Genomic DNA, 14741 nt, shown 5'->3' on the forward strand with positions numbered 1-14741 from the left:
TTTCTGAAATAAGCCCAGGGCGATAACGATGCTATGGATGAAGTCAGGACTGTTGATGCTTTTACTCCCTTCGCTGGCGTTCGGCGGGAATATGCATTTCCAGGGGGTAATCATCGCCGGGTCCTGCTATGCGGAAGCTGGCGACCAACAGATGGCGGTCAATATGGGGCCAATCAGCGCCAATAGGTTTAATTCAGCCGGAGAGGATACCCATCCCGTTCCCTTCGCTGTTCATCTGCGGGGGTGCAGCACCAGCGTCAGTCAGCGTGTTGGTGTGACGTTGCACGGCGTGGCCGACAGTAAAAATCCTGACGTTCTTTCGGTCGGCGCAGGCCCGGGGATCGCCACCGGCATTGGTGTTGCGCTGTTTAACCAGATGGGTAATCGGATCGCATTGCATGCGCCGCGGGGATCATGGACTCAGCTTTACACCGGCCTGAGTACCCTGCATTTCGTCGCTCAATATCGCTCCACCGGGAAGCAGATCAGCGGAGGCGCTGCCAGTGCGCAGGCCTGGTTCTGCCTGACCTACCAGTAATGATGATCGGCAGCAGGATATAAGGCTCAGTCCAAAGAGGTAATGATGAAAAATACACAGGGAACAATGCGCGGCTTAATGACGGGACTTTTACTGATAGCGATGAGCGGATTTACCGCCAGCTCCGAAGCGGGCGTGGCGCTGGGCGCCACTCGCGTTATTTATCCTGCCGGTCAGAAGCAGGTACAGCTGGCGGTCAGCAACAATGACGAAGAGAGCACCTATCTGATCCAGTCATGGGTGGAAAATGCCAATGGCGCAAAAGAAGGACGTTTTATTATCACCCCGCCGCTGTTCGCCATGCAGGGGAAAAAAGAGAACACCCTGCGTATCCTCGATGCGACCAACAACACCTTGCCACAGGACCGTGAGACCCTGTTGTGGATGAATGTCAAAGCCATCCCGTCGATGGACACATCAAAACTTAACGACAACACCCTGCAATTAGCGATTATCAGCCGCATCAAGCTGTATTATCGCCCGGCAAAACTGGCGCTGCCGCCGGATCAGGCGGCGGAAAAGCTGACATTTCTGCGCCGTTCCGGTGCGCTCATGCTGATCAATCCCACGCCTTACTTCCTGACCGTCACTGAACTCAACGTGGGGACACGGGTGCTTGAAAATACCCTCGTCCCGCCGCTGGGGGAAGCCACCGTCAAATTACCCCCCGATGCGGGGAATGACATCACCTACCGGACGATTAATGACTATGGCGCGCTGACCCCGCGGATGAAAGCCGTAATCAAGTAACTGGCAGGGGAGCAACGTTCTCCCCTGAAATAAAAAAGAACTGACAGCCGGGTGATTTTGCTCCGGAGGGACTATGTCATATCTAAAATATGGACGCGATCGTTTGTGCTCCCGACCCATCTGCCTACGCTTTGCCAGTGTCATCGCACAGATCCCTTTTGTACTTTTATTTGCCTCACCGGTCTTTTATGCCAGGGCGGATCTCTATTTTAACCCGCGCTTTCTGGCGGACGATCCCGCCGTGGTGGCGGATCTCTCCAGCTTTGAAAAGGGTCAGGAACTGCCTCCCGGCACCTATCGCGTGGATATCTATCTGAATGACGGGTATATGACGACACGCGACATCACCTTTAATGCGGGTAAAAATGGCCGCACGCTGTCCCCCTGTCTGACACCGGGACAGCTTGCCAGCCTGGGCGTAACTGGCGCTGCCATTAGCGGCATTGCGTCGCTGAAAACAGATGCCTGCGTACCGCTAACCGAGATGATTAAAGACGCCACCGCTAACTTCGATGTCGGCCAGCAGCGGCTCTATCTGACGATTCCGCAGGCGTTGATGGGCAACCACGCGCGCGGCTATATCCCGCCTGAACGCTGGGACAGCGGGATTAACGCTGGCTTGCTGAACTACAACTTCACCGGCAGCAATGTCCAGAACGACATCGGTGGCAGCAGCAACTATGCCTACCTGAACCTGCAAAGCGGGTTGAATCTTGGTGCATGGCGTCTGCGCGACAACAGCACCTGGAGCTACAACAGCAGCGGCAGATCTGCGGGCAGTGAAAACAAATGGCAGCACGTCAATAGCTGGCTTGAACGGGACATAACGCACTTACGTGCGCGCCTGACCCTTGGCGACAGCTACACCAGCGGCGATGTCTTTGACGGCATTAACTTTCGTGGGGTGCAATTAGCTTCCGACGACAATATGCTGCCGGACAGCCAGAAAGGCTTTGCCCCGGTGATCCACGGCATTGCCCGTGGTACAGCCCAGGTTTCAGTCAAACAGAACGGCTATGAGATTTACCACAGTACGGTCCCGCCCGGCCCTTTTATCATCAACGATCTCTACGCGGCAGGTAACAGTGGCGATCTGCTGGTGACCATCAAAGAGGCCGACGGCAGCAGCCAGGTCTATAGCGTCCCCTACTCGTCCGTACCGGTGCTGCAACGCGAAGGCCACGCCCGTTACGCTATTGCTGCCGGGGAGTACCGGAGCGGCAACAATCAGCAGGGAAAACCGACATTCTTTCAGGGCACCCTGTTGCAGGGCCTTCCCGCAGGATGGACGCTTTTCGGCGGTACTCAGCTGGCAGATCGCTACAACGCCTTTAACCTTGGGGTTGGAAAAAATATGGGTGAGCTGGGCGCTCTGTCGCTGGATGTGACGCAGGCCGTGGCCACCCTGGCGGATGACAGCACTCATCAGGGGCAGTCGGCGCGTTTCCTCTACAACAAGTCGCTTAACGAAACCGGCACCCATATTCAGCTGGTGGGCTATCGCTACTCCACACGCGGCTATTTCAGCTTCGCCGATACCACTTACAACCGGATGAAGGGTTATAACGTCGCGACTGAGGACGGTCTGATTGAGCTGAAACCTAAATTCACTGACTACTACAACCTCGCTTACAACAAGCGCGGTAAGGTGCAGGCCAGCGTCAGCCAGCAACTGGGACCTGCGGCCACCGTCTATCTGAGTGGCAGCCATCAGACTTACTGGGACAGCGCTAAAGCCGATAAACAGCTACAGGCCGGGCTGAACGCCACCCTCGACGATATTAACTGGACGCTCAGCTATAGCCTGACCCAAAACGCCTGGCAGCAGGGGCGCGATCAGATGATGGCGATCAACGTCAATATTCCCTTCAGCCACTGGATGCGCTCCGACAGCCAGTCGGTCTGGCGACACGCTAACGCCAGCGCCAGCATATCGAACGATCTCAATGGCCGGACGACCAGTCTGGCAGGCCTCTACGGCACGCTGCTGGGTGACAATAACCTGAGCTACAGCGTGCAGACCGGCTATGCCGGTGGCGGCGAAGGCGCCAGTGGTGGCACCGGCTATGCCGCCCTGAATTACCGTGATAGCTACGGCAATGCCAATGTGGGTTACAGCCGCAGCAACGGCATTAAGCAGTTTTACTATGGACTGAGCGGCGGCGTACTGGCCCACGCCGACGGCATCACCCTTAGTCAGCCGATGAATGACACGGTGGTGCTGATCAAGGCTCAGGGGGCTGACAATGTGAAGGTGGAAAACCAGACCGGGATAAAAACTGACTGGCGTGGCTACGCCGTTCTGCCCTACGCCAGCGAGTATCGGGAAAACCGGGTTGCACTGAATACCAACAGCCTTGCTGACAACCTCGAACTGGACGATGCGGTGGCAAGCGTAGTCCCGACTCACGGCGCCGTCGCCCGTGCTGAATTCAAAGCCCGCGTAGGGACAAAGCTTTTGATATCGCTGATGAAGAACGGGAAGCCCGTTCCCTTTGGCGCGCGGGTTACGTCGGACAGTAGCCAGGGGGGCAGCATCGTAGCTGATAACGGTCAGGTCTATCTGACGGGGATGCCGCTGGCTGGCAAAGTGCGGGCCAGGTGGGGAGAGGGTCCGGAGGCAAGCTGCGAGGCTCACTATCGCCTGCCATCAGAAAGCCAGCACCCGGTGCTGAGCCAGTTGTTGGCCGAGTGCCGCTAAGGAAACCATGATGAAGAGAAAATCACGCTATCTGTTCAGCGCCGGACTGATGCTGGCCGCAGCCAGCGCCACGGCGGCGGACACTACTCTGACCATTAGCGGCTACGTACGTGATAACGCCTGCGCTGTCGCGGGTGAATCAAAAGACTTTACCGTTGATTTGATGAATAACGCTGTGAAGCAATTCCACGCCATCGGCGCAACCACCCCTGCGGTGCCTTTTCGTATCGTGCTCACGCCCTGCGGCCAGGCGGCCACGGCAGTCAAAGTGGGCTTTACGGGCGTGGCCGATACCCGCAACAACAGTCTGTTAAAACTCGATGACGGTATTTCAGCGGCAACGGGAATGGGCGTGCAGATCCTGGGCGCGCAGCAGACGCTACTGCCGCTCAACGCCGCCTCTGCAACGATCCCCTGGACGCCGTTAACCCCCGGCCAGACCAATACGCTGAATTTTTATGCCCGGCTGATGGCTACGCAGGTACCGGTTGCCGCCGGACGCATTACAGCCACAGCAACATTCACTCTCGAATTTCAGTAACCGGAGTCACTGATGAAATGGATCCACGCCAGGTGGCTGCTTACCCTTGCACTGGCAACCTCTTCCCAGGGGCTGCTGGCTGCCGACGTCACCCTTACCGTTAACGGCAAAGTGGTCGCCAAGCCCTGCACGGTTTCCACCGTTAACACCACCGTCAATCTTGGCGATCTCTACACTTTTAGCCTGGTTGCTGCCGGTTCTGGCTCGGCATGGCACCCGGTGGTACTCGAACTGAGCAACTGTCCGACAGGCACTTCCCGCGTCATTGCCAGTTTCAGTGGCCCGGCAGACAACACCGGTTACTACAAAAATCAGGGCACCGCAGGAAATATCCAGCTGGAGCTACAGGATGATGGCGGTACGACGCTGAACACCGGCGCGACAAAATCGGTGCCGGTTGATGATGCAACTCAGTCAGCTCGCCTGCCGTTACAGGTCAGAGCGCTGACGGTCGCCGGCGGCGCCACTCAGGGGACAATTCAGGCGGTGATTAGCGTCACCTACACCTGGGCCTGAATCAGGAGAATATGGAAATGAAAAAGATAATTACCCTGCTGACCACACTGATGTTGATGGGCTGGTCGTTCAACGCCTGGTCTTTTGCCTGTAGAACCGCCAGCGGTGCCACCATCCCTATAGGTGGCGGAACGGCTAACGTATATGTAAACCTGGATCCTGCCGTCAGTGTCGGGCAGAACCTGGTGGTAGACCTCTCCACACAGATTTTTTGTCATAATGACTACCCGGCCACCATAACTGACTACGTTACATTACAGCGTGGCGCGGCTTACGGCGGCGTGTTGTCGAGCTTTTCCGGTACCGTCAGGTTCAACGGTTCAACCTACCCGTTTCCGACCACCAGCGAAACGGCACGGATGATTTATGACTCAAGCGCGGATCGGCCCTGGCCTACCCTGCTCTATCTGACGCCGGTCAGCACCGCGGGTGGTGTAGCAATTACCGCCGGATCCCTCATCGCATCGCTTATTCTGCGCCAGACCAACAATATAAATAACGATAACTTCCAGTTCGTATGGAACATTTATGCCAACAACAATGTTGTGATTCCGACCGGCGGTTGTGATGTTTCTGCCCGCAATGTGACGGTGACGCTGCCTGAGTACCCTGCCTCAACGGCTATCCCGCTGTCGGTGTACTGCGCGCAAAGTCAGAGGCTGGGTTACTACCTGTCCGGAACGACAGTGAACGCGGACAAAACGATTTTTACCAATACGGCATCGGCTTCCCCGGCTCAGGGGATTGGTGTTGTGCTGGCCCGTAACGGCAACATCGTTCCCGCCAATACCACGGTATCCTTAGGCAACGTCGGTCCTTCCGCGGTGAGTCTGGGCTTAACCGCCAACTATATTCACACGGGTGGCCAGGTTACGGCAGGCAATGTGCAGTCGATTATCGGCGTGACCTTTGTTTACGAGTAATGGCGCCATACGTACCCACGGATAAAGACGGCCTGGAGAAACACCAGGCCGGTCACGCAGGTTCGTCTGCGGTTTTAATGCCGGTTATTGCGAAACGAGAACGCCGTTGCGGATAATGCCCGCGACTGGCTTCGCTTTGCGGGTTTGAATTCACAGACGGGATAATTGGAGCAGGCGCGGAATTCCCCGTACGGCCCGGTGCGTAATACCAGCACACCTTGTTTACAGGCCGGGCAGCTCTCTTCCTCAATGGTTTTTCCGTCAGTATCCGTAATCACCAGGCTTCCCTCTTTTTCCAGCTCACTCAGGAAACTGGAATATTTCCCACGGACCGTGAACATCGCCACGCTGCGCCGGGCGCGGGTCAGCGCCACGTAGAACAGGCGTCGCTCTTCTCCCAGCGGAAATTTGTCCCCATGGGGCATCGCCAGAGCCAGAACGGGATCGTCGGTGCGGGTATTAGGGAAGCTACGTCCGCGATGGACGCTGAGCATTTCCGGCAGAATGACGTAGTCTGCCTCTGCCCCTTTTGACCGGTGTATGGTTAAAAACGACACATTCACCCAGCGTTCGAATCTATGCTTCCTCTCCGGGACGTACTGGCGATCGGCGTTGTAGCGCCCCAGCACGAAAACCGATACTTTGCCGTCACGTCCGGGCGCAATGCTGCCATTGCAGACACCTTCGGCCAGGTTCATGACAAACTGATCGATCGCATCGGCCAGCTTCTCTTTATTGTCCACCTGGAACGTCTGAAGTACCTGGCCCTGGGATGGGGTTACTGAGCGAACCGATTTGGTAATCTGCGCCGGGTTTTTGGATATAAACGCACTGGATATATCGCATAACGCCTGCGGGCAGCGGAACGTTTGCTCCAGTTTTAGCAACTGGCCGTGACCAAACCATTGTGTAAAGCCAGTCATCACCGACACGTCCGCACCCGCAAAGCGGTTAATTGATTGCCAGTCATCACCGACGGCGAACAGGAATCGATTCGGCTGCCGCACCAGTGCCCGGCACAACCGGGCGCGGGCCTGGGACGCATCCTGAAACTCGTCGGCCATCACCAGTTCATACGGCGCCTCATAACGGCCACTCTCAAGATAACCCGCGGCAAGATTGAGCATGTCCTCAAAATCAATCCCACCCTCGGCGCGTAAGGCGGCATCCCAGGCTTCCAGGATAGGCGATGCAATGTCGAGGAACATACGGTAGCGCAATTTGAAGATGGACTCAGGCATCTCAGCCAGCCGCTGATGTAGCGCGGCAACCGTTAAACAGTTACTTTTCGCGTGACTGATAAAGGTCCGCACCAGTCCTGCCAGCTCCGGTGACTCCATGGGTTTTTGTCCATCCGCCGGGATCTCCCGGTCCGGGTTTGGGTCCATCACTGCGCCGCGAGCGGTCAGTTCGTTCTCCAGCCGCCTGAAATCATTGCCGTTTCGTAAACCATGCGATGTGGTTTCAAACAATGACGTCCCTTTGTCACGATGCAGCTGTCGCTTCCAGTGGACGCCGTCCAGATAACCCTCGAAATGAGCTGGCGGGATACCCTGCGCGTCGAGCGCAAAATGTTCGTGGTAGAGATCCAGCTCAGGGTAGTAGAAATCCGGCCGGTACTGACGATAGTCTTCGTCGGATGTCTGATACCGGTAGCGATCTTCGTAGCGGTATTCAACGCCGTTATAGAACAGCCAGTTTGCAAGCATGGCCTCTTCCTGGCTCTTGACCGTTTCGCCATTTGCCGTGCGCAACCGGGCGTTTCCCTGGCTATCCCAGGCATCCATCGCCCCCAGGCTGCCATAAGCGGGCAGATCTTTGCTGTAAACAAACCGGAAGAGATCCCATGTCTCGCGAAAAGCGGGAGAGCGATCCTTCAGCTGATCGATGAGGTCAGTCAGTTTGTGAAAACCGCGCGCGGCATCGGTGGCCCAGTCCGGGATATCCGGTTTGTTGCCGGTAGCCTTGCCAATGATACTCAGTCCCAATGCGTGAAAGGTGGAGGCTGTCACCTGCACGCCCTGCATTCCCAGCCGTGCGAAAGATTTCTCTGCGCGCTCACTCAGTTCGGTTGCCGCCTGCTTGTTGAAGGCCAGCATAACGATGCGTTTGGGAGAGACGAAGCCGCGATGTATGGCGTAAGCCGCTTTAGCGACCATGGTTGACGTCTTGCCAGAGCCAGCCGCCGCCACCACCTGCACGCGGTTGTCGAAGCAAATCACGGCCCTGGCCTGCTCCTCGGTCAGGGGATTTTTCTCGACCCGGTCGAACAGATCCTTGCAGGCCAGCAGTTCCCGCTCAGTATGAGAGACATTCAATGCCGCCCACGCGGGAGCGTGGTCTTTTTCCCATTCGGAGAGGGAGTGTTCCAGTACAAAGGCCATTAACTTCAGACGTGCTTTCACGCCGGGTTTGTTCAGGCACGTCCGAATCGCATCGATATCCAGTGGCGGGCGCTGTGCCATGACGCCCGCCTGCATTTCATGGGTGAACCAGCGCCGCTGCTGAATGCAGGTTTGCTCCTGGAGGCTTTTATGCTCCAGCCATGGATTCAGTGTCAGCTGCACGTTGCGAAGAAACGTCACGTCATCGTTGAGGCGTTTTTCCACCAGTGCAGCATCCAGAACCTGTGTCAGGGCCGCGGCGTGTGTGTTGGGCAGACCATCGATTTTTACCTTCTGGTCCTGTCCGGGGTAGAAGGTGATATCTGTCCAGAACAGGCCGGACTGGATGTGATAAGACCGCTTATCGTCGATCCGAACCCGACAGGTGCGGTCTTTGGTGGTCAGTACCAGCTCGAAATCATTAAGGTGCAGGTGCCAGTTAAATGAACCCGTCAGATGTCGTCCCAGGAATGACGGACCATACTCTTTCACTGCTATTTCGACCTCCCCCTGAATGTCGGCCGTCCCTGTGCAGAGCAACTCCCGAACACTTCAGTGATGTACTGAATTGATATCAGCTGATGAACGCGATGCGTTCCGTGTTACGGAATAATCTGACATTACAATTGTAATTTCTACTTAAATCATCAGGATGTTATTCATAGGATCATCTGGCATCGCCCATAAACAGGCGCGTGGGGGGCTGAATACTGGCAGGTATCAGTTCGATGTAAGCAACGCCGGGATTTCTGCACCTTAGTTCGTCATCTTCATCGGGGAAAATTCACTATATGTCGAGGACCAGCCGTCTGTTTGAACTCATCAGTATCCTGCGCGTGCGCAGAACCCCTGCCACGGCTCTCCAGCTGGCGCGTGAGCTGGGCATCTCGCAGCGAAGCGTATAAAGGGACATTGACACCCTGCGTGCGCTGGGGGCGCCACTTGAGGGGCAAGCGGGGATTGGCTATTGCCTGAGAGAAGGTTTTTTCTTCCCGAATTCGCGTTTTCACAGGACGAACTGGACGCGCTAGTCCTGGGGCTGAATTGGGTGCGGCAGCGGGCTGATCCCGCTCTGGCAAAAAGCAGTGATAGCGCTTTGGCAAAAATCTTTGCCGCCATAAGCAACGGAACTGCGATGAGTCATGAGCCACCCGCTCTCGTCACTGCGGCCTCAACGTCTGCGCCGCTGGCCCCTCCACAGGCCGCTTTGTTGCGGGATGCTATCCGTCGGCAACGCAAAGTTACGATCAGCTATGAAGACGCACACGGCTCGTTATCTGATCGCACGATCTGGCCTCTCGTCATCGTCTATTTCGACGATGTGAGTGTACTGGCGGCCTGGTGCGAACACCGATCGGCCTTCCGTCATTTCCGTGTCGATCGTGTGCAGGTGAAAGCAATTTCGGACGAGTGCTACCCTGGGCGACGCCAGTCGATCATTACCCGCTGGCAGTTGCAGGATAGAGACTGGCGTTCGCTGCTGCCAGTTTCTGACACAGCGACAGGTTACCCTTGACCCGGGCACTCACTCCGGGCGCCATGTTAGAGGAAAGAAAAATGATTTCATTGTCACCGGCCGCCGTCGAGGCCTTCCTTAGCGAAGAAAACGATGCCGGCGTTGTAATGTTAAATCTTCTCCGCTTTGAACCTGACGGTGGCCGGGAAAGATATCTCCAGTATTTGCAAATGGCTAAGCCGATTCTGGACCGGGTTGGTGCGAAAATCCTGTTCGGCGGTGATGGGCTGCCGGTGCTCACCACCGGGCAGCAATGGGATGCCGTGGTACTGGTTCAATATCCACGCCGATCCGCGTTCAGGAGCCTGGTGGGCGATGCGGAATATCAGGTTGCCTTTAAAGTCGGAGAATCGGCAATTGCTGATATCGTGCTGCAACCGCTGAAGCCGATCGACGATCTGAGGTAACACGAGGACGCGGAATGCCGTGCCGGGGAAGTGGCTACGCTAAGCGTGGGTCAGGCTTAACGACCTTAATGGTCGTTATGCTATTCGTCCGATATGATCGTTTTAACAGCCAACTAATCTGCCGATCGCCCCCTACTCTCAGGATAAAACCTTGCCGCGCGGGTCATCAATATGCTGTTTGGCCACGTCATAACGGATGCCCTCACGATTGAGGATGTGCACCTGTTGAACTACGGTCGCCAGCGCTTTTAAAAATGTGTCTGAGTGCTCATGACGCTCATAAGCGTCGATGTCCGCCCAGCCTTCGGACAGATGGAAGGCGTCCGGGTTAACCAGGTCCTGAGAAAAGGCATAAAAAACGCAGCCGGGTAGTTTTTGCGCGGCCTGCATCTCAGGTTTTACGGCATCGATAAACGTCTGGCGATCGTCCGGATGCACGCGATAGTAAGCGCTGACGATGATAGCGGTGCTTTGGGTTTTGTCGTGATCGCCCGCAGAGGAGATGCGGGCATCAGTTGTATTCAGCGTCATTTTTTTCTCCAGATATCTGCTGTTAATGTCAGTCAAGGTTGAAAGGCTTTATCGTCCTGGGATCAGGCTGGCTGATCGCCATTAAACGCGCGCCACGCGGCCAGCGTATCCAGTGATTCCCGCAGCAGTTTTATTTTTCCCTCTTCCGCCACCAGCCGTCCGGCATAGGTCTGCTTATACACCCGATCCGTACCGGTTATGCCCGCTTCGACGCTGTATTCGCCGAAAGCCTGGGTTGGGGTATCGATAAAAAACTGGATATTGCGGAAGCGAAAATCCGGCACCTTGGTCAACAATCCGGCGATAAAGGCCTCGATTTCAGCCGGTCCCTGTACGCGATGTGGCAGACCCAGCGTTTGCAGATAGGGCAATTCCAGCACGCCGTCTGCGGCAAAAAGAGACGCGGCGGCCTTCGGATTCTGGATGCTGTCGAGGTAGTTCTGAAGTAACTGCACGGCTGTTTTCATGGTAAGAGTGCTCCTGTCGTTGTCGGTGCTGGCCCCTGTCGGCGGCGTGAAACAACAATAAAGAAAGTCAGGAACAATCAAAACAGCAAAGAATGAAACTCATCATTTCACTAATGAAATGATGAGGGATATGTCAGGCTGGCCAGCGCCATTCAGGCTCACTGAGATGCTTCGCAAAGAAATCGGATAATACCTTCACCTTTAACGGACGACTGCGCGAGGTGGGGGTAACAAAGTACAGGCCGCCCTGCGTCATTGACCACTCATCGAGCAGATGCACAAGGCGCCCATCTTTCAGATACTCTGCGGCAATAAACTCCGGCAGTTCAGCAATCCCCAGCCCCGCCAGCAGAGGGGGCAACAGCGCATCGGAGTTTGTGACCCGCAGCGGACCGTTCGGCACGATATCTTCCTGGCCGCCGGCACTGTGGGTAAACCGCCATACCTGGCTTCGCGCCCGATAGGCATAGCTAAAGCACTGCCGGGCAGACAACTCGCGCGGATGTTGCGGCACACCGTGCTCAGCGAGATAAGACGGCGCGGCCACCAGATATTGCGTTACCGCGCACAGCCTGCGCGCCACCAGCGAGGAATCCGGCAGAGACGCAATACGTAATGCGGCATCAAAGCCTTCCGCTATCAGGTCAACTGACGCATCTGACAGATGCAGATCCACACTGAGTTCCGGGAACTGACGGATAAGTTCAGGCAGCAGGGGCGCCACCCAGCGCAACCCAAATGACATGGGGACCGCTAAGCGCACCTGGCCGCGCGGCTGCACGGCAAGCTCATGAGCCTCGCTTTCAACTTCTTCGGCCTGGCGGTACATTTCCGAGGCCTTTGCGGCCATGCTCTGACCAAACTCCGTCAGGGCAAGCTGGCGGGAGGTGCGGTTGAACAGCCTGCCGCCCAGGCGCTCCTCAAGCCGCGCCACGGCGCGCGACACGGTCGGGACGGATACGCCCATCACCCTGGCTGCGGCGGCAAAAGAACCTTCCTCTGCCACCTTCGCAAACATCGCGAGTCCTTCAAAATCGGGGAATTTTGTCATTTCAATTCTGCAATGATGAGTTTCAAATCATTCTATTTTGAAAATGCGCGGGCGTCGATATGCTTCTCTCATCGCCACAACAACCCCAACACGGAGAGCATAACAATGAACATCACCACTACCCAGGTCGCCCCGGCGGGTCTGCAACAGCTTATCGATCGTCATTTTGCCATCTGGAACAATACCGATGCGGCTGAACGGACAACGGGTTTCGCCGCGGTCTATACGCCCGACTTTTTTGTCGCCGATTACGACGGTCTGTCAGCCGGTGTGGCGGGCGTCAATTCCGCCATCAATAAAGTTCAGTCACTGCATCCCGGCTTTATCTTCACGCCGGCACCGGTAGAGTGGAATCACGGCATTGCCCGTGTCACCTGGGGCTATGGCCCGCAGGAGAATCCGTATCTGGTGCGCGGAGAAGATGTCTTTACGCTCAGTGACGGTAAGCTGTCGAGCGCCCGGGTTTTTCTCAGTAAATGATGCAAGCGGCTGGCGGGTGAGTCTGCCCGCTACTCCTGCACGGCTGCCGGAAATGCCCCGACGAGCCATTCAATAAAGACGCGCAGCCGGGGCGGGACATGGCGGTTCTGCGCATAAACAATGTGAAAGGGATAAGACGCCGGGCGCCATTTGCCGAGTATTTCCACCAGCGTCCCGGTTGCCAGCTCCTTTCTCAGGGAATAGGTAAATGTCTGCACAATGCCCAGGCCAGCTTCACCGGCCGCGATATGCGCGTTGCTCTCATTTACACCGAGATGGTGCTCGGTCTTGATCTCCGTATTGGTGCCGTTGTGTTCGAACCGGAACGGAAACGCCCGACCGCTGACAGGCGAGAGGTAGCTGATGAGCCGGTGGCCGTTTTTCAGCTCTTCGGGATAGGCGGGAATGCCGTAGAGCTTAAGATAACCGGGCGTGGCGCAGGTGATCATCGCCGCTTCACCGATTTTACGGGCGATCAGTGTCGAGTCTTCCATCGGCCCTCCTCTGACGGCGCAGTCAATGTTGCCGCTGATAAGGTCTGAGGGTTTATCCGCCACTTCCAGGTCAATGCGGATGTCCGGGTAGGCGCTCATAAAATCAGACAGCAGCGGTATCAGGACGTCACGGGCGGTTGATCCCCCTATCGCAATACGCAGATGACCTTTTGGTTTATTCCGGGAAACCTTAAATGATGCATCGATCTCGTCAAGATCCTTAAGAATACGCAGGGCTTTTTCATAGTATTCCCGCCCTTCTGGCGTCACGGTGATGCGCCGCGTGGTGCGCTGTAGCAGGCAAACGCCCAGATGGGACTCAAGCTGCTGAATGGTTTTCGTGAGGGTGGCATTGGGCATGTTCAGCGAGTCCGCGGCACGGGTAAAACTGCCCGCTTCAACAATCCGCGTGAAGGCTTTAAGGGCTGAAAATCTGTCCATAATCGGCGTATTCCCGGTAGCAATTTTCAATTATTCACACATGTGAAGAGTGTTTTTCAAATTCCTGCGTTTTTCTGCACTGATTAATAACGTTACAGTGCTAACCGGTCTTAACAGCCTGGTTTCCGCTGTAAGTCGATGACTCAATTAGCATATTCATACTTTAACTAAGGAAATGCACCATGAGTAAAAAACTTTCGGATAAGGTAGCGTTAGTCACAGGTGGCAGTTCAGGGATTGGCCTCGCGTCAGCCCAGGAACTGGCGGCACAGGGGGCGAAGGTGTATATCACCGGCCGCCGCCAGACAGAACTTGATGCCGCAGTGGCCTTAATCGGCCCCTCCGCCACCGGCATTCGGGCCGATGCCTCTGTTTTATCGGACCTCGATACGGTGTTTTCGACCATCGCGAGCGAGTCAGGCAAGCTGGATATCCTTTTCGCCAATGCCGGCGGCGGCGACATGATGCCGCTGGGAGCCATCACTGAAGAACACTTCGATCGTATCTTCGGCACAAACGTACGGGGCGTACTGTTCACCGTGCAGAAGGCACTGCCGCTGCTGACCAATGGCGCATCCATCATTCTGACCGGCTCCACCGCTGCGGCCAAAGGCACTGCCAGCTTCAGCGTATACAGCGCAAGTAAGGCCGCGGTGCGTAACCTGGCCCGCTCCTGGGCGCTGGATCTGAAGGATCGCGGTATCCGCGTCAATGTCGTCAGCCCAGGGCCGATCCGTACGCCAGGTCTTGGCGGGCTGGTCCCGGACGAGCACCGTCAGGGATTGTTTGACGCGCTGGCTGCGGGCGTACCGTTGGGACGTCTCGGCGAACCGGAGGAAATTGGCAAAACCGTGGCCTTCCTGGCGTCGGATGATGCGAGCTTTATTAACGCCGCTGAAATATATGTGGACGGCGGTCTGGCGCAAATTTAACTGACCTGGCATTAATCAATTTCAGTCACTGTCCCGACGCTATCCTGCAAGCGCATCGGCGGCATAATC

Annotated in this window: 14 protein-coding genes and 1 pseudogene; 10 read left to right on the forward strand and 5 right to left on the reverse strand. The window is 56.2% G+C overall.

The genetic code is table 11. The features are described 5' to 3' along the window. Positions 1-28: 28 nt before the first annotated feature. The 6 genes from AC6I8V_RS26420 (at position 29) to AC6I8V_RS26445 (ending at position 5969) form a co-directional block, all read left to right on the forward strand. A complete protein-coding gene (locus tag AC6I8V_RS26420; protein ID WP_497847068.1) occupies positions 29-538 on the forward strand; it encodes a fimbrial protein in 510 nt (169 codons plus the stop codon). 45 nt (positions 539-583) lie between these two features. Beyond that, a complete protein-coding gene (locus AC6I8V_RS26425) occupies positions 584-1288 on the forward strand; it encodes a fimbria/pilus periplasmic chaperone (RefSeq protein ID WP_497847204.1) in 705 nt (234 codons plus the stop codon). 73 nt (positions 1289-1361) lie between these two features. Beyond that, positions 1362-3989: a fimbrial biogenesis usher protein gene (locus tag AC6I8V_RS26430; RefSeq protein ID WP_497847069.1), complete on the forward strand. Its 2628-nt coding sequence runs from the start codon at positions 1362-1364 to the stop codon at positions 3987-3989. Positions 3990-3999: 10 nt separating this feature from the next. Further along, positions 4000-4530, forward strand: a complete 531-nt coding sequence (fimF, locus tag AC6I8V_RS26435; RefSeq protein WP_497847205.1) for a type 1 fimbrial adaptor subunit FimF — start codon at positions 4000-4002, stop codon at positions 4528-4530. 12 nt (positions 4531-4542) lie between these two features. Continuing rightward, on the forward strand, positions 4543-5046 hold the full coding sequence (fimG, locus tag AC6I8V_RS26440; protein WP_497847070.1) for a type 1 fimbrial minor subunit FimG: 504 nt from the start codon (positions 4543-4545) through the stop codon (positions 5044-5046). Positions 5047-5063: 17 nt separating this feature from the next. Beyond that, a complete protein-coding gene (locus AC6I8V_RS26445; protein ID WP_497847071.1) occupies positions 5064-5969 on the forward strand; it encodes a fimbrial protein in 906 nt (301 codons plus the stop codon). A gap of 74 nt (positions 5970-6043) precedes the next feature. On the opposite strand, the gene AC6I8V_RS26450 is transcribed toward AC6I8V_RS26445, so the two are convergent. Continuing rightward, a complete protein-coding gene (locus AC6I8V_RS26450; protein WP_497847072.1) occupies positions 6044-8845 on the reverse strand; it encodes a UvrD-helicase domain-containing protein in 2802 nt (933 codons plus the stop codon). 299 nt (positions 8846-9144) lie between these two features. Here AC6I8V_RS26450 and AC6I8V_RS26455 point away from each other — a divergent pair. Both AC6I8V_RS26455 and AC6I8V_RS26460 read left to right on the forward strand, forming a co-directional pair. Then, a pseudogene (locus tag AC6I8V_RS26455) lies at positions 9145-9869 on the forward strand (helix-turn-helix transcriptional regulator). Positions 9870-9910: 41 nt separating this feature from the next. Further along, positions 9911-10276 carry a DUF1330 domain-containing protein gene (locus AC6I8V_RS26460; RefSeq protein ID WP_497847073.1) on the forward strand — a complete coding sequence of 122 codons (366 nt, stop codon included), beginning with the start codon at positions 9911-9913 and terminating at the stop codon, positions 10274-10276. 138 nt (positions 10277-10414) lie between these two features. Here AC6I8V_RS26460 and AC6I8V_RS26465 read toward each other — a convergent pair whose 3' ends face one another. From AC6I8V_RS26465 to AC6I8V_RS26475, 3 genes are all read right to left on the reverse strand, one after another. After that, on the reverse strand, positions 10415-10807 hold the full coding sequence (locus tag AC6I8V_RS26465) for a putative quinol monooxygenase (protein WP_497847074.1): 393 nt from the start codon (positions 10805-10807) through the stop codon (positions 10415-10417). Between the two features lie 62 nt (positions 10808-10869). Beyond that, positions 10870-11274 carry a nuclear transport factor 2 family protein gene (locus AC6I8V_RS26470; protein ID WP_497847075.1) on the reverse strand — a complete coding sequence of 135 codons (405 nt, stop codon included), beginning with the start codon at positions 11272-11274 and terminating at the stop codon, positions 10870-10872. A 133-nt stretch (positions 11275-11407) separates the two neighbouring features. Then, positions 11408-12325, reverse strand: a complete 918-nt coding sequence (locus AC6I8V_RS26475) for a LysR family transcriptional regulator (RefSeq protein ID WP_497847076.1) — start codon at positions 12323-12325, stop codon at positions 11408-11410. 105 nt (positions 12326-12430) lie between these two features. On the opposite strand from AC6I8V_RS26475, the gene AC6I8V_RS26480 reads away from it, so the two are divergent. Beyond that, positions 12431-12805: a nuclear transport factor 2-like protein gene (locus AC6I8V_RS26480; protein WP_497847077.1), complete on the forward strand. Its 375-nt coding sequence runs from the start codon at positions 12431-12433 to the stop codon at positions 12803-12805. A gap of 29 nt (positions 12806-12834) precedes the next feature. Here AC6I8V_RS26480 and AC6I8V_RS26485 read toward each other — a convergent pair whose 3' ends face one another. Continuing rightward, positions 12835-13740, reverse strand: a complete 906-nt coding sequence (locus AC6I8V_RS26485; protein WP_497847206.1) for a LysR family transcriptional regulator — start codon at positions 13738-13740, stop codon at positions 12835-12837. A gap of 182 nt (positions 13741-13922) precedes the next feature. Here AC6I8V_RS26485 and AC6I8V_RS26490 point away from each other — a divergent pair, with 182 nt between their 5' ends. Then, positions 13923-14672: an SDR family NAD(P)-dependent oxidoreductase gene (locus tag AC6I8V_RS26490; protein ID WP_497847078.1), complete on the forward strand. Its 750-nt coding sequence runs from the start codon at positions 13923-13925 to the stop codon at positions 14670-14672. The last annotated feature ends 69 nt before the right edge of the window (positions 14673-14741 follow it).

The organism is Pantoea sp. X-Soil-TKNS-1207, assembly GCF_059730485.1.